The organism is Yoonia maritima, from assembly GCF_002933395.1.
GTDB lineage: Bacteria > Pseudomonadota > Alphaproteobacteria > Rhodobacterales > Rhodobacteraceae > Yoonia > Yoonia maritima_A.
Genome location: NZ_PKFN01000008.1, coordinates 97856 through 114415, shown reverse-complemented (window position 1 = coordinate 114415; position 16560 = coordinate 97856). Strand labels below are relative to the sequence as shown.

20 protein-coding genes and 1 riboswitch are annotated in these 16560 nt (G+C 52.3%); of the genes, 11 read left to right on the top strand and 9 right to left on the bottom strand.

What is annotated here, in order from left to right; genetic code table 11:
- Positions 1-19: 19 nt before the first annotated feature.
- From ftsY to CYQ09_RS06960, 4 genes are read left to right on the top strand one after another with little or no spacing between them, the layout of a single operon-like run.
- Positions 20-1117, top strand: a complete 1098-nt coding sequence (gene ftsY, locus CYQ09_RS06975) for a signal recognition particle-docking protein FtsY (RefSeq protein WP_106744724.1) — start codon at positions 20-22, stop codon at positions 1115-1117.
- Entirely contained in the window at positions 1114-1980 is an 867-nt protein-coding gene (locus CYQ09_RS06970; protein WP_106744723.1) for a hypothetical protein, read from the top strand. Before ftsY ends, CYQ09_RS06970 begins: the two co-directional genes overlap by 4 nt.
- Positions 1977-2888, top strand: a complete 912-nt coding sequence (locus CYQ09_RS06965; RefSeq protein ID WP_106744722.1) for a DMT family transporter — start codon at positions 1977-1979, stop codon at positions 2886-2888. Before CYQ09_RS06970 ends, CYQ09_RS06965 begins: the two co-directional genes overlap by 4 nt.
- 11 nt (positions 2889-2899) lie before the next feature.
- A complete protein-coding gene (locus CYQ09_RS06960; protein WP_106744721.1) occupies positions 2900-3514 on the top strand; it encodes an inner membrane-spanning protein YciB in 615 nt (204 codons plus the stop codon).
- Here the strand turns inward: CYQ09_RS06960 and CYQ09_RS06955 are convergent.
- Positions 3511-3840, bottom strand: coding sequence for a PilZ domain-containing protein (locus CYQ09_RS06955; protein WP_106744720.1), 330 nt, complete (start codon positions 3838-3840; stop codon positions 3511-3513). The genes CYQ09_RS06960 and CYQ09_RS06955 overlap by 4 nt on opposite strands.
- A 162-nt stretch (positions 3841-4002) precedes the next feature.
- Positions 4003-4080, top strand: a riboswitch (SAM riboswitch).
- A gap of 61 nt (positions 4081-4141) precedes the next feature.
- Between CYQ09_RS06955 and CYQ09_RS06950 the strand changes: the two genes are divergently transcribed.
- Positions 4142-5320 carry an aminotransferase class V-fold PLP-dependent enzyme gene (locus CYQ09_RS06950; RefSeq protein WP_106745436.1) on the top strand — a complete coding sequence of 393 codons (1179 nt, stop codon included), beginning with the start codon at positions 4142-4144 and terminating at the stop codon, positions 5318-5320.
- Positions 5321-5624: 304 nt separating this feature from the next.
- On the top strand, positions 5625-6728 hold the full coding sequence (folE2, locus tag CYQ09_RS06945; protein WP_106745435.1) for a GTP cyclohydrolase FolE2: 1104 nt from the start codon (positions 5625-5627) through the stop codon (positions 6726-6728).
- Positions 6729-6805: 77 nt separating this feature from the next.
- Here the strand turns inward: folE2 and CYQ09_RS06940 are convergent, their stop codons facing one another.
- The 3 genes from CYQ09_RS06940 to CYQ09_RS06930 form a co-directional block, all read right to left on the bottom strand.
- Positions 6806-7897 (bottom strand): tRNA-dihydrouridine synthase, encoded by a 1092-nt coding sequence (locus CYQ09_RS06940; protein WP_106744719.1) that lies wholly within the window; start codon positions 7895-7897, stop codon positions 6806-6808.
- A gap of 234 nt (positions 7898-8131) precedes the next feature.
- Positions 8132-8593 carry an SRPBCC domain-containing protein gene (locus CYQ09_RS06935; RefSeq protein WP_106744718.1) on the bottom strand — a complete coding sequence of 154 codons (462 nt, stop codon included), beginning with the start codon at positions 8591-8593 and terminating at the stop codon, positions 8132-8134.
- Positions 8590-8907, bottom strand: a complete 318-nt coding sequence (locus CYQ09_RS06930) for an ArsR/SmtB family transcription factor (RefSeq protein ID WP_106744717.1) — start codon at positions 8905-8907, stop codon at positions 8590-8592. Before CYQ09_RS06930 ends, CYQ09_RS06935 begins: the two co-directional genes overlap by 4 nt.
- A 132-nt stretch (positions 8908-9039) precedes the next feature.
- On the opposite strand from CYQ09_RS06930, the gene CYQ09_RS06925 reads away from it, so the two are divergent.
- From CYQ09_RS06925 to CYQ09_RS06905, 5 genes are all read left to right on the top strand, one after another.
- The gene (locus CYQ09_RS06925) at positions 9040-9660 is read left to right on the top strand and encodes an ATP-dependent Clp protease proteolytic subunit (protein ID WP_106355996.1); all 621 of its coding nucleotides are present in this window, start codon (positions 9040-9042) and stop codon (positions 9658-9660) included.
- 124 nt (positions 9661-9784) lie between these two features.
- Positions 9785-11053 carry an ATP-dependent Clp protease ATP-binding subunit ClpX gene (gene clpX / locus CYQ09_RS06920; protein ID WP_106355994.1) on the top strand — a complete coding sequence of 423 codons (1269 nt, stop codon included), beginning with the start codon at positions 9785-9787 and terminating at the stop codon, positions 11051-11053.
- A 3-nt stretch (positions 11054-11056) separates the two neighbouring features.
- Positions 11057-11428: a RidA family protein gene (locus CYQ09_RS06915; protein WP_106744716.1), complete on the top strand. Its 372-nt coding sequence runs from the start codon at positions 11057-11059 to the stop codon at positions 11426-11428.
- Between the two features lie 60 nt (positions 11429-11488).
- Positions 11489-11872, top strand: coding sequence for an NADH:ubiquinone oxidoreductase subunit NDUFA12 (locus CYQ09_RS06910; RefSeq protein ID WP_106744715.1), 384 nt, complete (start codon positions 11489-11491; stop codon positions 11870-11872).
- Between the two features lie 13 nt (positions 11873-11885).
- On the top strand, positions 11886-12251 hold the full coding sequence (locus CYQ09_RS06905) for a DUF2155 domain-containing protein (protein WP_106744714.1): 366 nt from the start codon (positions 11886-11888) through the stop codon (positions 12249-12251).
- Here the strand turns inward: CYQ09_RS06905 and aat are convergent.
- The 5 genes from aat to CYQ09_RS06880 form a co-directional block, all read right to left on the bottom strand.
- On the bottom strand, positions 12215-12853 hold the full coding sequence (gene aat / locus CYQ09_RS06900) for a leucyl/phenylalanyl-tRNA--protein transferase (RefSeq protein ID WP_106744713.1): 639 nt from the start codon (positions 12851-12853) through the stop codon (positions 12215-12217). The two genes, CYQ09_RS06905 and aat, sit on opposite strands and share 37 nt — an antisense overlap.
- Positions 12854-12921: 68 nt before the next feature.
- The gene (gene accC, locus CYQ09_RS06895; RefSeq protein ID WP_106355983.1) at positions 12922-14271 is read right to left on the bottom strand and encodes an acetyl-CoA carboxylase biotin carboxylase subunit; all 1350 of its coding nucleotides are present in this window, start codon (positions 14269-14271) and stop codon (positions 12922-12924) included.
- Between the two features lie 10 nt (positions 14272-14281).
- A complete protein-coding gene (gene accB / locus CYQ09_RS06890) occupies positions 14282-14776 on the bottom strand; it encodes an acetyl-CoA carboxylase biotin carboxyl carrier protein (RefSeq protein ID WP_106744712.1) in 495 nt (164 codons plus the stop codon).
- A gap of 192 nt (positions 14777-14968) precedes the next feature.
- The gene (locus CYQ09_RS06885) at positions 14969-15718 is read right to left on the bottom strand and encodes an ABC transporter ATP-binding protein (protein WP_106744711.1); all 750 of its coding nucleotides are present in this window, start codon (positions 15716-15718) and stop codon (positions 14969-14971) included.
- A 77-nt stretch (positions 15719-15795) separates the two neighbouring features.
- A complete protein-coding gene (locus tag CYQ09_RS06880; RefSeq protein ID WP_106744710.1) occupies positions 15796-16554 on the bottom strand; it encodes an ABC transporter ATP-binding protein in 759 nt (252 codons plus the stop codon).
- Positions 16555-16560 lie beyond the last annotated feature (6 nt).

Below are 16560 nucleotides of genomic sequence, written 5' to 3'. Positions count from 1 at the left end.
TTACCAAAGGCGCTGGCGTATGTCGTTTTTCAAAAAGCTCAAAGATCGGCTAACGGGATCATCTTCCAAAATTGACGAAGGTCTGGACGCGATCGTTAGCGATGGCGGAGTAGAAGAACCGCCCGTCGTTGAGACGCCCAAGGTCGAAGTACCCGAACCTACGCCGGTTCCGGAACCTGAAGTGGTCGTTGATGAACCTGAGCAGGTCAAGGACGCACCAGAAGCCCCTAAAAAATCTGGTATTCTGGGTCGCATGTTCGGTGCTGAACAGGCAACCGTTGTGCGCCGCACGCTTGACGATGAGATGCTAGAGCAGCTCGAAGAATTGTTGATCACAGCGGACATGGGGGTGGATACCGCGCTGCGCGTCACGGCGAACATGGCCGAAGGGCGCTTGGGCAAGAAGCTGTCGGTTGCTGAAATCAAACAGCTGATGGCGGATGAGATCACACGGATCATGGAACCTGTCGCGCGGCCCATGCCGCTTTATGCGAAGAAACCGCAGGTGGTTTTGGTCGTGGGCGTGAACGGTGCCGGGAAGACAACGACGATCGGTAAGCTGGCTAGCCAGTTTCAGGCGGCGGGCAAAAAGGTTGTTATCGCTGCGGGTGATACATTCCGTGCGGCTGCCGTTGAACAATTGCAAGTCTGGGGTGATCGCGCGGGTGTGCCTGTGCTGACTGCCCCCGAAGGGTCCGACCCCGCGAGCCTTGCATTTGATGCCATGACGCAGGCCGAAGCTGATGGTGCTGATCTTTTGATGATCGACACCGCCGGGCGATTGCAGAACCGGTCTGACCTGATGGAAGAGCTGGCGAAAATCGTGCGGGTGATCCGCAAGAAAGACCCCGATGCGCCGCACAACACGCTGTTGGTTCTTGATGCCACGACAGGGCAGAACGCGGTCCAACAGGTTAAGGTGTTCCAAGAGCTTGCAGATGTGTCCGGATTGGTGATGACCAAGCTGGATGGCACGGCAAAGGGCGGTGTGCTGGTCGCACTTGCCGACAAATTTGGCTTGCCCATTCACGCAATTGGCGTTGGCGAACAAATCGACGACCTTGCGCCATTTGATCCCGAAGAATTCGCATCGGCGCTGGTTGGGGTCGAAGCATGAAGGCGTTTATCGTTGCGGCATGTCTGACAGCCTCACCGGTATTTGCCTATGACACGATGACTTCCGAAACGTGCGAAAACAGTTGGGATGCGCTCAATGACGCCATCATTCCTTATAAAGAAATATTTCAGGCGGTTACCCAAACAAAGGTTGAATTAACCGCGGATGGATGGTGCGAAGTTCATGTTAGGCAGCTTGACTGGGATGGCGCGGCGCAGTCATCATGGCGTGATAAGGGCTTGTCCGGATTGGGTTTTCGTATCGAAACGGTTGATGCCCTGCTCACCGGAAAAGGTTTGCCGGATGCGATCGCAATCAGATTAAACGATTTCGAAGTCGGAACACGCAACTATGATGCATCATTGCGATTGCGCCGTATGCCCGACGAAGGTCAGCTTGTCGTTGAAAGCTACACCTTGCGCCATGAAGACGGTAGCGGAATAGCTGCAAGCATGATCATGGATGGTGCTTATTTTAGCTCGATTGGGAATATGCAAACCAGTTTGATAAGTATGCGTGTGTCCGATTTGCGGGCACAAGTCGTGATAAATCAGCCATTGTTGAACGATCTTGATGTCGATCTGACGGATGTGAACCGCGCTAGCGTTGGAAATGCTTTGCGAGACGTGCCGCGTTGGCAGGTCAGTACTGACAGTCGTCAGGCCTTTCTTGCGATGGTCGCTGATAAAGAAGGCACAATGGATGTCGAGATCAGCTCAGAATCTGGCTTGGGTATCATGCAGGCGGCATTGCCGTTCTTGAATATGCCAGACGCGCATAACGATGATGATATCGCGACTGCGGTTGGTGTTGCTTTGTCTGGTGTAACCATCGATGTTTCTTGGAAGTCAGGTGAATTTTGAACAATCTAGCTGATTGGCTGGTATCGATTGCGGGCACTCCAGAGGGTGCAAGGCTGGCGACGATACTGGCATTGGTGTCCGCAGTGGCACATGCGTTTTTTGGAGCCTTACAAAAAGGGCGCTATGACCCTTGGTTATCACGTGGCGCGATTGATGCTTGGCTTGCCGTGATTTCCGCACCCGTTGCGCTGTTCTTGGTGCCATGGCCCAACGCAGCGACTGCGCTGGTGCTTGTCGGGGCGATTGTTGTGCATTTTGCATATAAGGTCACAATGGCGCTGGCGTATGAAAAGGCCGCATATACAGTCGTTTATCCGGTTGTGCGCGGTACCGGGCCATTGGTCACAGTTTTCGCGGCGTCGCTGTTCTTTGGTGAACACTTTAGCGCGGTGCAGTGGGTCGGTGTTGCCTGCCTGTCGGGCGGGATTTTGTTGCTGGCACTACGGAACTTGTCAGAAGAGGTGATTGATCTTGCCTCGCTTAAAACTGGGCTTTTGTGGGCCTTGGTCTGCGGGATGCTGGTGGCGCTTTATACGACGTATGACGCCTATGGAATTCGGCAATCACCTGATCCGTTTACGTTCTTGGCGTGGTTCTTTTTTGTGACCGCAATCGACATGCCAATTCTTGCGCTCTGGCGCTATCGCCGTATGGAAAACCCGCCTGTGCTGCGTCCGTTGATGTGGCGTGGGCTTGCCGGTGCGCTGATCGCGTGGGTCAGCTTTGGCGGCGTGATGATGGCAACTCGCCTTGATAAAGTCGGTGAGGCGGCAGTTCTGCGCGAAACGTCAACTGTGTTTGCTGCGTTGATCGGTTGGTTCATCTTAGGTGAAAAAGTTGGACCACGGCGTCTGTTCCTGATGGCGCTGGTTGCACTAGGCGCTGTGATCGTAGAAATGGGAGGCTAGAGGAGACACCCATGCCTGAAAAACAGATCAATCCCGTCGTGAAGCAAGTTCTTGAACTTGGTCCGACACTGGCTTTTTTCTTGATCTACGTAAGGATCAAAGAAGAAACCTATCTGATTGGCGGAACTGAATATACTGGCTTTATCGTATCTGCGCTGGTATTCATTCCGATCCTATTGCTGTCGATGGCGATCTTGTGGAAACTGACAGGTAAGCTAAGCCGGATGCAGGTGTTCACGGCATTTATGGTGATCTTTTTCGGCGGGCTGACCGCCTATTTTAATGACGAACGTTTCTTTAAAATGAAGACGACGATTGTGTACGGTTTTATGGCTGGCATTCTTGGGGTTGGGCTGCTGCGTGGCCAAAGCTATATGCAGTACGTCATGGAAGAGTTCCTACCGATGGAGCGTGAAGGCTGGATGATTTTCACCAAACGCGTGACGGGCATGTTTGTTGTTTTAGCGGTCGCAAATGAAATCATTTGGCGGACCCAATCAACAGATCTGTGGGTCAAGCTAGAAACCTTTGCATTCCCGGCCGCGTTGATTGTTTTCCTTTGGGTGCAAATTGTCGGGCTGCAAAAATACCTAATCGAAGAAGACGCAGAAAATACTTCCGATTAACGCATTTCCATCAACCCAAATCCAACCGCACCGCGATGTGATCCAGCACGGGCATCGCGCCGATATCGTAACGTATCAAGGATATCATCGTTGATGTGAGGGCGAAAAATAATCCCAACCTGATCGCTGGTCGACCATACCACGACGCCATTCACTGGCCGCCCTAAAACATTGAACGACACCTTGCTACCGCGAAGCATTGGTCGGGCGCGTTCGATCCGGGCCCCGTGATTATTCACGTCAGCGATTTTCCCCATCACAACCCCAACTGGGGTGCGCATTTCAACTGGGTATTGGGTGCGGTATCTATGAGAACGATGTTGCATAATTTCACCTGATAAAAGACTGCACTAACGCTAACCTGACAGGTTTAAGAAAGCGTTGCAGCGGGCTGATATATTTGCGCCGCAATTCAAGCGGATCAGGTTTCACCTCTGCCGGTGACCGCGATGACACGTGCTTCTTGACGTATATCTGCATGAGGCATATGCAAACGTCGTGGCGATTTGTTACCAGATTGCGGGCCACGGTAAATATTCTGCTAAAGAGGGTTGCGGTTTATACGGCCTCGATACCCTTTTCCCGGTGTCGGGGTTTTTTAATGCGTAAATGCGCGGGGATATGACGATGAAAAATTGGAGCAAACGTACCAAAGCGGTACATGCAGGAACACGGCGCAGCCAATACGGCGAGGTCAGCGAAGCGATCTTTATGACGCAGGGCTTTGTCTATGAAACGGCAGAAGATGCCGAAGCGCGTTTTGTTCAACTTGGCGACGATGAATTCATCTATGCGCGCTACGGTAACCCGACCGTGCGGATGTTCGAAGACCGTATTGCAACGTTGCTGGGCTATGAGGATTGCTTTGCGTGTACGTCAGGCATGGCGGCTGTCACGGGTGCGTTGACCGCGCTTTTGAAAGCTGGCGATCATGTTGTGTCGTCACGCGCGTTGTTCGGATCGTGTCTGTATGTCCTTGAAGACGTTTTAGGCCGTTTTGGCGTTGAGATTACTTTGGTTGACGGCATGGATAACGCGGCATGGGATGCTGCGATCCGTCCCGACACGAAACTGGTGTTTTTTGAAAGCATCTCAAACCCGACACTTGAGATCGTCGATATGGCACATGTTGTTGCGGCTGCGCACGCTGTTGGGGCTTTGGTTGTTGTTGACGATGCAATGGCTACGCCTGTGTTTTCATATGCAAGTGAACACGGTGCAGACATTGCTGTGATTTCAACAACAAAGCACGTTGACGGGCAGGGCCGTATGCTCGGCGGCGCGATTTGTGGATCGCGTGAACTTATCCGTGGGCCGATTGAAACCTATATGAAACATACTGGCGGCGCGATGAATCCGTTCACGGCGTGGTCGCACCTCAAGGCGCTTGAAACAATTGATCTGCGTGTACGGGCGCAATGTGCGGCGGCATTGCAAGTTGCAGAGGCGTTGAATGGCCACCCTAAGCTGACGCATGTGCGCTACCCAACGCATGAGGCCCACCCACAACAGGCGTTGGCACAGTCACAAGCGCCATCAGGGGGGACTGTCTTAGCATTTGAAGTGGCTGGCGGTCGCGAGGCTTGCTTTCGCTTTATCAATGCGCTGGAAATTTTCACAATATCAAACAACTTTGCCGACGCGAAATCCATTGTGACCCACCCGTCGACCACAACCCACCAGCGGTTGCCGCAAGACCAAAAAGACACGTTGGGTATTTCGATGGGTTTGATCCGGCTGTCAGTTGGTCTTGAAGATCCGGCTGACCTGATTGCTGACCTGATGGCAGCCCTCGATAAAGTCTGAGGATATTTACCGGCCCGAAAGCGTTCGGGCCGGTGAAATTATCTGTGCTACGCCGTTACCAAGGTTGAATAAATGACCAAGGCATAGATAGCCGCGACATGACCTAATTGAACTTTCCATGATCATTGCGCTGTTGTCGTCGTGTCACCGTGCTATGGTTATCCACGTTCTCGCGCCAAAAGTGGAAGCCAGCAAAATGACTGATCCAACCCAAGATCTTCTACGTATATATCAAGACATGGTTAAAAACGCGCACTCAAAGCCCCATGTCGTAAGCGGAAAGCATGATGCTGGAGGTCAGGAAATGAATGTACACGTAGCTGATTTGGATAAAGCCCCAACGCGTGAAGACGCCGATGCCGCGCTTGCGGTTTTGCGGCGATGGGCGGCCGATGTGACAGCGGAAGAGGTCGCGACATTGGACCCGCTGGTGTCGCGCCTGATCCCCGGCCAAGAGGTGTCGAACTACCCAGCCTTGGCGCGCGCTTATCCGGACGCGTTTGAGGTGGATGATGCCTACAAAGCTACTATGCCGGATCTTCAGAATGGACCGTCAAGCCTGATCAAAGGGGCTAAACAACAAATCCAGCACGTTGGTATTTCGAATTTTCGCCTGCCGATCCGTTTTCGCACTCGTGATGGCGACGACATTCAGCTGGAAACGTCGGTGACTGGGTCTGTATCACTTGATGCCGAAAAGAAGGGCATCAATATGTCCCGGATCATGCGGACGTTTTATAAACATGCAGAAGAGACCTTTAGCTTTGATGTGATCGAACGTGCGCTTGATGCGTATAAAACCGACCTAGAAAGCTTTGACGCGCGTATTCAGATGCGGTTTTCCTTTCCTATGAAGGTTGAAAGCCTGCGATCTGGCTTGTCTGGTTATCAATATTACGACATTGCGCTGGAATTGGTCGAAAGCGGTGGGGTGCGAAAAAAGATCATGCATCTTGACTATGTTTATTCGTCAACTTGCCCGTGTTCCTTGGAGTTATCCGAGCACGCCCGCCAGTTCCGCGGACAGTTAGCCACGCCGCATTCGCAGCGGTCCGTGGCGCGGATTTCGGTGCTGCTTGACGAAGCTGGCGATTGCCTGTGGTTCGAAGATTTGATCGATCGCGCCCGTGCTGCCGTGCCAACCGAAACTCAGGTCATGGTCAAACGCGAAGATGAGCAGGCCTTTGCCGAACTGAACGCCGCCAACCCGATCTTTGTCGAAGACGCTGTACGCTTGTTCACAGAACAGTTGCAACAAGATGACCGCGTTTCAGATTTTCGCGTGATCGCTAGCCATCAAGAAAGCCTACACAGCCACGACGCGGTGTCTGTGCTGACCGAAGGCGATACATTTGCCAGCGAAAGTCTGGATCCAAAGCTGTTTTCGACGCTGTTCCATGTTGGATAATGAATTCAGCAGCTTGCGTGGATTAAGCCCCCCACGCACTTAGGTGGCGCGTGGGGGATGCTAAAGGCGAGCGAAATTTATTTCGCGTAGCCGCCAGTATAGGCGTCACTTTTTCGGCGAACCTTAGAATGCTCCACAATGCGTTCGCGTGCGACACCGCGAAACGCTTCAATTGATGAATAGTTGTTGCGTTGCAGGTAGTCGCTTAGGTCGTCTTTCAATTCTTGAATAAGCTTAACGCCGATCCCTCCGCTACCTTTTTCTTCCATCGCGGCTGTGCACACTTGCAAGTTGCCAGCGCCATGTACAATGAAGTTGAACGCTTCGCGAAAGCCGCGGATGCCCCCAATGCCAGAAATCGATTTATCTGGAAATGCACGCGAAATGTCTGACACACGTTGCAAGGATTGGTGCAAAATGGCCAAGCCGCCCAACCCACCAGATGTGACAAGACCATCCACTTCGACCTCAAACTTCATTGTTTCGGGGTCCATTAAGGGCAGGGACGGGAACGTGTTGCAAAGTGAGATTGATGATGCACCTGCCGCGTAGGCCGCCGCTGCGCCCTCTACAAGCGAGGAGCTTGATGGTGTGAGCTTGACCCAAATTGGCACATCGACAACACTGGTGACAGCTTTCAGAATTGATTTGATGATTTCTTCATCATTAGCAATATGCGCGCCCATGTCTTTGCGGTCCATATGTGGGCAAGACATATTCAGTTCGAGAGCATCACAACCTGCGTTGACGCAAGACGTAGCGAGTTTGCGCCAATTGTCCATTTCTTCTTCGCCGCCAGCACCCGCCATGATCGACCCGATCAGCATCCGGTCAGGGTAGGTGGTTTTGATTTCTTCTAAGTCAGGTAGCCATAGATCCAGTGGTTGATCCGAGATCAGTTCCCAATTCCACGAAGAATGCGACACAGTGTCTGGCCGTTTCATGCGCGAGACATAGGGTTTTGTTTCGCTTGTGCGTTGATAAATCGTTTTTGGACCTGCGACGTTTTCGACAGGGTGTAAACCAATTGTCTTTGTGACGACACCGCCCCAGCCAACCTCAAAGGCCTTTAGAATTTTGCGCTTACTTTCCGTCGGCGGCGCAGAGGCCAGCACGAATGGATTTACGAAATCAAGACCAGTGAAGTTTGTATGAAGCTCGGTTGGCATAGCACATCCCTATATTGTTATTTATCAGGAGGTTTATTTTTTACCAAATAGTCAATATTTTTTTCCAACTCTTTCGACACTCGCAAGGAAACGGGATGAAATATGAAGCATATTGATTGAAACTTGGGCAGTCGCTTGTTTTGATCACGCTATCGAAATCGGTCATTTGTGATTTCTGAACGGGCGTATCTATGGCGTTTTCGCCCACATGTGCTCTAAATTTGCAAAAAATCATTAAGCGTCGATATACGCGTTTTTTGCGCTGCAAAAGCACCCAAGCACAGTATGCCACGCAGTGAGGTAGCTTGTACTGACAGCATCAGCGATTGGCCCTAGGATATCAAAGCCGCCGTGTGTCAGGTCACACTGCGTACCGGTTCTGGTTGCCTTGAAGCTGACGGTGACGACAGTAGCCTTGGTTGCGGGGTGACCGGGGTGCCATGTGAACGACAGGAACCTACCGGGATCATAGGCGATGATTTCGCCCCAGATGCATTCGGCACCGTTTTTTGTCGTTTCAATGATCCTACCCCCCTTGTGCGTCTCAACCCGGATGTCGCGCGGTCTGCTGCCTTTGTTAGCGGATACTGAGTAGGTCGCACCGGGCCACCAGCTATTTATCCCGTCGGTGAATAGGGCAAAAGCGTCATCTGGTGTCAGCGGTACGTCTACGGTTTTGTGGATCGGGTCGTTCATTTCTTTATTCTCTTCGCTTGATCATGGGCCGCACGGGCAAATGCTGCAAATGCATCATCCCACAGGTTATCCAGATATTTCCGTAATTCATCGATGCCATCAGGCGCAATGGCATACAGCCTGCGATTCCCGGATGGGGTGACGGTCAAAAGTCCGGCATCTGACAGTACGCGCAAGTGTTGGCTGACGGCCGGGCGGCTAATGTCCATGCCGTCTGCAATTGCTCCGACAGGCAGCGGGCCGCTACGCAGGCGGTCAATTATGACGCGGCGTGTTGGATCGGCAAGGGCGGTGATTGCATTTTGGTAGGTCATGACTTACCGTAAGTCATTGCTTACGATTCGTCAAACGTACCCTGCAACCCTTGAAGCCCCTGACGCCTGTCACTAAGACTCTGTCAGGACTTTTGAATTAGGACGACACCGTCCAAGAGTGAGGCACTACATATGCAAGACCCCGTCGAGACCTACATGAACCTTGTCCCAATGGTCGTTGAACAGACCGCTCGGGGTGAACGCGCCTATGATATTTTTTCGCGCTTGTTGAAAGAGCGGATCATTTTCGTAAACGGCCCAGTGCATGACGGCATGAGCCAATTGATCGTCGCGCAGCTTCTGCACCTCGAATCGGAAAACCCGAAAAAAGAAATCAGCATGTATATCAATAGCCCCGGTGGCGTGGTGACATCTGGTTTGTCGATTTACGACACCATGCAGTACATCAAGCCAAAGGTCAGCACGCTGGTTATTGGTCAAGCTGCATCTATGGGGTCGCTTTTGTTGACTGCGGGCCATGCTGGCATGCGTTTCTCACTGCCAAACAGCCGCGTGATGGTGCACCAACCATCCGGCGGATATCAGGGGCAAGCAACTGACATCATGATCCACGCTCAAGAAACCCAAAAGCTGAAGACACGCTTGAATGAAATTTACGTTAAGCATACCGGAAATACGCTGAAAAAAGTCGAAGCGGGGCTCGAGCGCGATAACTTTATGTCGCCTGAAGAGGCTAAAGATTGGGGTTTGATCGACGAAATCGTTGAGAACCGCGAAAAAGGCGAAGATTGAGAGTAGTGTTAACCTGACCACGACTTGGTCATTTTGACATTGTGGACCTTGCCGGGCTGCCCTAAAGTTGCGATAGGGGCAGCCCAAATTATGTTTGACGGGCCTATAGGCCAAGGGGTTTGAGATGGCGACTACGACCGGAAACGACAGCAAAAACACGCTTTACTGTAGCTTCTGTGGCAAAAGCCAACATGAGGTGCGTAAGCTGATTGCGGGACCAACAGTATTCATCTGTGATGAATGTGTTGAACTTTGCATGGACATTATCCGCGAAGAAACCAAAACCGCAGGCCTTAAGGCTGGCGATGGTGTGCCGACCCCAACTGAAATTTGTCAGGTGCTGGATGATTATGTCATTGGCCAGATGCATGCGAAACGTGTGTTGTCTGTTGCTGTACATAACCACTACAAACGCCTGAACCACGCCGATAAATCTGATATTGAACTGGCGAAATCTAACATCATGCTTATTGGGCCTACAGGGTGTGGTAAAACGCTTCTTGCCCAAACGCTTGCGCGTATTTTGGATGTGCCATTTACCATGGCAGACGCGACCACATTGACCGAGGCCGGTTATGTTGGTGAAGATGTCGAAAACATCATTCTTAAACTGCTGCAGGCGTCCGAATACAATGTCGAACGCGCGCAGCGTGGCATCGTGTATATCGATGAGGTCGATAAAATTACACGCAAGTCTGATAACCCTTCGATTACACGTGATGTATCAGGTGAAGGCGTGCAGCAGGCATTGCTAAAGATCATGGAAGGTACGGTTGCATCTGTACCACCACAGGGCGGTCGCAAGCATCCGCAGCAAGAATTTTTGCAGGTTGATACCACGAACATCCTGTTTATTTGCGGCGGTGCCTTCGCCGGACTGGATAAGATCATCGCGCAGCGTGGCAAGGGCACAAGCATGGGCTTTGGCGCTGAAGTGAATGACGTTGATGAGCGTGGTGTCGGCGAGGTGTTTCAAGACCTCGAGCCAGAAGATCTTCTCAAGTTTGGTCTAATCCCCGAATTTGTTGGTCGTCTGCCTGTCATCGCAACATTGACCGACCTGGATGCCGACGCGCTTATCACGATTCTGACCAAGCCGAAGAACGCATTGGTTAAGCAGTATCAGCGCCTATTCGAGCTCGAAGACACCAAACTAACGTTTACAGATGATGCGCTCACCGCCATCGCTGCACGTGCGATTGAACGTAAAACTGGCGCACGTGGTTTGCGGTCGATCATGGAAGACATTCTGCTCGATACCATGTTCGACCTGCCGGGTATGGATACGGTCACAGAAGTTGTTGTGAACGAAGAGGCCGTGACATCCGACGTTGCTCCTTTGATGATCCATGACGATGGTAAACAGGCCAAAGAAACGGCTTCAGCGAGCTAAACCATGAAACGCATCAAGTCGGGCGGCATTTTCGAAGATAAAATCGGATATTGCCGCGCGGTTGTTGCTGATGGCTGGGTCCACGTTTCAGGGACTGTCGCGCCGGGTGACGATATTTCTGACGACGTCGCCACCCAATGTGCGGCTGCTTTATCGGTGATAGAAAAGGCGCTTTCCGAAGCAGGGGCGAGCTTTGCTGATACGGTCCGGGTGACATATGTGGTGCCTAATCCAGCAGATTTTGAGCCGTGCTGGCCGATCTTGTCGCAAGCATTTGGTGACAATCCCCCAGCTGCGATGATGATTTCATGCCCGTTGATCGACCCAAAGTACAAAATCGAAATTGAACTGACCGCGTATCGCGCGGGGCTTTAACCGGACTGGACCTTTCCGCCTATTTCAGGCATGGACAGGTAACGCAAACGGAGACGCGACATGGGCCTTGGTCACAATATCAAACGCATCTTTACATGGTGGGATGGTCAATCCTTTGGCACCCAGCTTTGGACAAGCCGGAACGGCAAAAAAGTCGGCGAAGATGCCGAAGGTAACGTGTTTTACCGTAATGCTGATGATAGTCGCCGCTGGGTGATTTATAACGGTGAAAACGAGGCATCACGCGTGAGCCCAGAATGGCATGGTTGGTTGCACCGTACTTGGGACGAGCCTCCGACAGAGGTGGCGTTGAACCACAAGCCATGGGAAAAGCCACATCAGGAAAACCTGACAGGTACTGTTGCGGCTTACGCGCCAGCGGGTTCTATTCGTAAATCAGCACCTGCTGAACGTTCTGATTATGAGGCATGGGCGCCTGAGTAAGGGCTCGTTAGTCATGTATAAGTCACTGATCATTTGTGCGATGCTTTCCGTGCCGTTGTGTGCAACGGCGCAAGAAGAGGTCGCCGTTTCAGCCGATACTGGTGTGGTACGCGTGCTGGATAAGCTAACAGGCGACCACATTGATTTGACGCTGAATACCGGTGAAACAGGTCGGCTTGGTTACTTGCATGTTACCCTAAATGATTGTCGCTACCCAGAGTCAAACCCGTCTGGGGATGCGTACATCGAATTGGTGGTAAAATACCGTGACCAAGAAGAACCTGCATTCGCGGGATGGATGATTGCATCTTCACCAGCGCTCAATGCGATGGACCATCCGCGTTATGACGTTTGGGCGTTGCGCTGTATCACATCCTGAGCTGCCGGAACGCCACCGGGTGCAACGAATGATGCTGGTCTGCTAATCGCTGCTTGTAGATACGCGTGATAGGTTTCACGTGGTACTTCGATGGCACCAAGGCTGGTCAGATGGTCAGTGATAAACTGCGTGTCGCACAGTTGAAATCCCCCCAAGCGGAGCCGATCAACGAGATAGGCAAGCGCCACCTTGGACGCATCGGTGGCACGGCTAAACATGCTTTCTCCAAAGAAGGCTGCGCCAACGGTCACGCCATACGCGCCACCGACCAGCAGCCCATCTTGCCATACTTCGACAGAGTGTGCGTCGCCGCTGTTATGTAGGGCGCAATAGAGATCAAAGATAGTATCGTTGATCCATGTTTCGTCACGGTCTGCGCAGCCTTGCACAACAGCGGTAAAATCGGTGTCAAAGCTAACGGTAAGGTCCCCGCGTCGCATGGTTTTCGCCAGACTGCGCGAAATACGGAAGCCATTCAGTGGCAGTATCCCACGCATGGTAGGATCCACCCAAAAAATATCAGGGTCGTCGCGGCTTTCTGACATCGGAAAGACGCCTTGAGCATAGGCAGATAGCAATAAGTCTGGCGTAAGGTCTTGCATCGATAAACGCCTAACGCGTCACAGAATAAGAAAAACGCGGCCCGATAAACCGGACCGCGCGAATTTGTTTAGCCGTTTAGGTTTTCTTCTAACCAGTGTTCAAGCCAGTGAATGTTGTATTCACCCGTTTGAACGGCTTCTTCAGCAAGTAGCGCATGAAATAGCGGAATTGTTGTATCGACACCATCAACGATGAGCTCGCCAAGGGCGCGGGCCAAGCGGGCCAATGCTTCTGGGCGGTCGCGACCATGTACGATCAGTTTACCGATCAAGCTGTCGTAATAGGGGGGGATGCGATAGCCGTCATAAAGCGCACTATCCATACGCACACCAAGCCCGCCGGGGGTGTGATACTGTGTGATCGTACCGGGGCAGGGCGCAAAGTTGGGTAGCTTTTCAGCGTTAATCCGTACTTCAATCGAGTGACCGTTGATTTGCAGGTCATCTTGAGTAAATGACATCGGCATGCCTGCAGCAACGCGTAGCTGTTCGCGCACCAAATCAACACCAAAGATCGATTCGGTAACAGGGTGTTCCACCTGCAAGCGTGTGTTCATTTCGATGAAATAGAATTCATCGTTTTCGAAAAGGAATTCGATCGTACCCGCGCCGATATAGTTGATCTTTGCAACCGCATCCGCACAGACTTTGCCGATTTTCGCACGCAGCTCAGGTGTGATGCAGGGGCCGGGGGCCTCTTCAAACACTTTCTGGTGGCGGCGTTGTAGCGAACAATCGCGTTCACCTAGGTGCACCGCGTTGCCTTTGCCGTCACCAAAGACTTGGATTTCGATGTGTCGCGGCGTTGTCAGGTATTTTTCGATGTAAACTTCGTCGTTACCAAAGGCAGCTTTGCCCTCAGCACGCGCCGAGTGAAACGCTTGCTCCATGTCGGCTGCTGTTTGTGCCACTTTCATACCACGCCCACCGCCACCAGCTGTCGCTTTGATGATCACTGGATAGCCGACTTCTTCACCGATGCGTTGCGCGTCTTCTAACGTTGGTACGCCACCGTCAGAGCCAGGGACACATGGAACGCCAAGCGCTTTCATTGTGTCTTTGGCTGTGATTTTGTCACCCATTGTACGGATATGTTCCGCTGTGGGGCCGATGAATGTCAGATCATGATCTTCGACGGCCTGCACGAATGCAGCGTTTTCAGACAAGAAGCCATATCCAGGGTGGATCGCCTGTGCGCCTGTGATTTCACAAGCCGAGATGATTGCAGGAAATGACAGATAGCTTTGCGCGGACGATGGGGGGCCGATACAGATTGCTTCGTCCGCCATACGCACGTGCATTGCGTCAGCGTCAGCAGTTGAATGGACCGCGACGGATTTTACGCCCATCTCGCGGCATGCGCGGACAACGCGCAGGGCAATTTCGCCCCGGTTAGCAATTAGGATTTTGTCGAACATGGGCCCGCCCTTATTCGATGATCACAAGAGGAGCGCCAAATTCGACAGCGCCGCCGTCTTCGACCAAGATACGTTTGATGGTACCAGAACGTGGCGCCGGGATGTGGTTCATCGTTTTCATGGCTTCGATGATCAGCAATGTGTCACCTTCGTTGACAGATGCGCCAACGGTTGAAAATGCAGCAGCACCCGGTTCAGGTGCCATATATACCGTTCCAACCATCGGTGATGTCACTGCGCCCGGATGGCTTGCTGGATCAGCGGATTCTGTAGCTGGTGCAGCGACGGCTGCAACAGGCGCTGCAGCGGCGATTGGGGCAGGGGCCGCTGCAGGCACCGAAGCTTGCACGACTGTCTGGGTTTGGCGGCTAACGCGAACGTTCAGGCTGTCATTTTCAGCATAGTCACGCTTGACCTGTAATTCGGTTAGATCATTTTCGCGCAACAGCTCTGCCAGAGCCTGAATAAAGCTGACATCGCTGTCGTGAGAAGTTTTGTTGCTCATTTTGTCCTCGGCCGTTTGCCCTGAATTCCTTAGCCTTTGCGACGCTACGTCACAAAAGATTGGGCCACTTATAGGGCAAGCCTGCCGGGGGGGGAAGCGGGCGCGCATGAAAATGCAGCGCTTTGGCAAAATGGTGCGTTGCCATAGGGGGATAGCCGGGCGTTCGCGCAAGATACGCCCGGCTAAACGTCTTTAGATTGCGAGATATTGCGCGCGCAATTCATCGTTTTCGAGAACTTCAGCCGCAGAACCGTCAAAAACAACAGTACCAGTATCAAGGATCACGGCACGGTCGGCCAGTTTCAGCGCAGCAACAGCGTTTTGTTCTACGATCACGGTAGTGATGCCTTGGTCTCGGATAATTCCAAGGGTCTTGGCGATTTCCTGTACGATAACAGGGGCCAGACCTTCGTAAGGTTCATCAAGCAAGAGCACTTTGATATCACGCGCAAGCGCGCGTGCGATGGCAAGCATTTGTTGTTCACCACCAGAAAGAGTCACGCCTTCTTGTTTGCGGCGTTCGCCCAGGCGCGGAAATAGCTCGTATATACGTTCAAGCGACCATCCTTTAGGCGGTGCGATTTGTGCAAGCTGCAAGTTTTCTTCAACGGTGAGGCCCGGAATGATCCGGCGATCTTCGGGGACCAGCGCGATGCCTTCGGCAGCCGCTTGGTGGCTTTTCATTTCATGTAGTGGTTTGTGATCTAGCCAAATTTCTCCGTGTTTTAGTTCGGGATCATCGAGCCGCGCGATGGTGCGGAGGGTCGATGTTTTCCCAGCGCCGTTTCGTCCCAGCAACGCGAGGATTTCGCCCTCGTGAATGTTAAAGCTGACGTTTTGGACGATATAGCTTTCGCCGTAGTAGGCCTCGATTTCCCAAACGCTGAGAAAGGCGGGGTGAGTGGCCGCGTTATTTGCATGTTTGTTGAATGGTTCGTTCATGTTTGTCTCCGGGGTGCCAAACTCTGTGTCAGAGTTGGTGGCCAATTCCTGTGACAGAATTGGCCGCTGGATGAAGGTTAGACCTGTGCTTCGCCAAGGTAGGCTTCGCGCACTTTTGGGTGGCCTTTGATGTTTTCCGGGATGTCTTCGACAAGGGGGGTGCCCTGTGCCAACACAGTGATCCGTTCCGCCAATGAGAACACAACGTTCATGTCGTGCTCAATAATGGCCATCGTGATGCCGCGTTTGGTCCGGATCTCTTTGAGCAGGTTGATCGTGTTTTCCGTATCAGCCCGCGCCATGCCCGCTGTTGGCTCATCAAGTAACAGCAGCTTTGGATCCTGCACCAGACACATCGCCATTTCCAAACGACGTTTGTCACCACGTGAAAGGCTGGATGTCAGCATGTCACGCTTTTCAAGCATGTTCACGTCGGCCAGCATTTCTTCGGCCTGCGCACGAATGCCCTTTTCTGACGTGATGCTTTCGATTGCATGCATGCGGAACGCACCGTCACGCTTGGCAAAGCAGGGGATCATCACGTTTTCGAACACTGTCAGATCGGTGAAGATTTCGGGTGTTTGGAACACCCGGCTAATCCCCATCTGATTGATCTCGTGTGGCTTACGCCCCAAGACAGACTGCCCGTCAAACATGACTGAACCGCTATCTGGGATCAGTTTTCCAACCAGCACGTTCAGTAGTGTGGATTTACCCGCACCGTTCGGTCCGATGATCGCGTGGACGGTATTTTCTTCCACGCTTAGGTTCACATCACCCAGCGCTTGCAGGCCACCGAACCGTTTGTTGATGCCTTTTACTTCAAGGATTCCCATATCCGT

Bases quoted from the DNA above. Each gene is read 5' to 3' on its own strand.
- ftsY (WP_106744724.1), top strand. From the start codon at position 20: ATGTCGTTTTTCAAAAAGCTCAAAGATCGGCTAACGGGATCATCTTCC.
- CYQ09_RS06925 (WP_106355996.1), top strand. From the start codon at position 9,040: ATGCAAGACCCCGTCGAGACCTACATGAACCTTGTCCCAATGGTCGTT.
- CYQ09_RS06905 (WP_106744714.1), top strand. From the start codon at position 11,886: ATGTATAAGTCACTGATCATTTGTGCGATGCTTTCCGTGCCGTTGTGT.
- CYQ09_RS06885 (WP_106744711.1), bottom strand. From the start codon at position 15,718: ATGAACGAACCATTCAACAAACATGCAAATAACGCGGCCACTCACCCC.
- CYQ09_RS06880 (WP_106744710.1), bottom strand. From the start codon at position 16,554: ATGGGAATCCTTGAAGTAAAAGGCATCAACAAACGGTTCGGTGGCCTG.
- accB (WP_106744712.1), bottom strand. From the start codon at position 14,776: ATGAGCAACAAAACTTCTCACGACAGCGATGTCAGCTTTATTCAGGCT.
- CYQ09_RS06935 (WP_106744718.1), bottom strand. From the start codon at position 8,593: ATGAACGACCCGATCCACAAAACCGTAGACGTACCGCTGACACCAGAT.
- aat (WP_106744713.1), bottom strand. From the start codon at position 12,853: ATGCAAGACCTTACGCCAGACTTATTGCTATCTGCCTATGCTCAAGGC.
- CYQ09_RS06930 (WP_106744717.1), bottom strand. From the start codon at position 8,907: ATGACCTACCAAAATGCAATCACCGCCCTTGCCGATCCAACACGCCGC.
- CYQ09_RS06955 (WP_106744720.1), bottom strand. From the start codon at position 3,840: ATGCAACATCGTTCTCATAGATACCGCACCCAATACCCAGTTGAAATG.
- CYQ09_RS06910 (WP_106744715.1), top strand. From the start codon at position 11,489: ATGGGCCTTGGTCACAATATCAAACGCATCTTTACATGGTGGGATGGT.
- CYQ09_RS06915 (WP_106744716.1), top strand. From the start codon at position 11,057: ATGAAACGCATCAAGTCGGGCGGCATTTTCGAAGATAAAATCGGATAT.
- clpX (WP_106355994.1), top strand. From the start codon at position 9,785: ATGGCGACTACGACCGGAAACGACAGCAAAAACACGCTTTACTGTAGC.
- folE2 (WP_106745435.1), top strand. From the start codon at position 5,625: ATGAATGTACACGTAGCTGATTTGGATAAAGCCCCAACGCGTGAAGAC.
- CYQ09_RS06960 (WP_106744721.1), top strand. From the start codon at position 2,900: ATGCCTGAAAAACAGATCAATCCCGTCGTGAAGCAAGTTCTTGAACTT.
- accC (WP_106355983.1), bottom strand. From the start codon at position 14,271: ATGTTCGACAAAATCCTAATTGCTAACCGGGGCGAAATTGCCCTGCGC.
- CYQ09_RS06940 (WP_106744719.1), bottom strand. From the start codon at position 7,897: ATGCCAACCGAGCTTCATACAAACTTCACTGGTCTTGATTTCGTAAAT.
- CYQ09_RS06950 (WP_106745436.1), top strand. From the start codon at position 4,142: ATGAAAAATTGGAGCAAACGTACCAAAGCGGTACATGCAGGAACACGG.
- CYQ09_RS06970 (WP_106744723.1), top strand. From the start codon at position 1,114: ATGAAGGCGTTTATCGTTGCGGCATGTCTGACAGCCTCACCGGTATTT.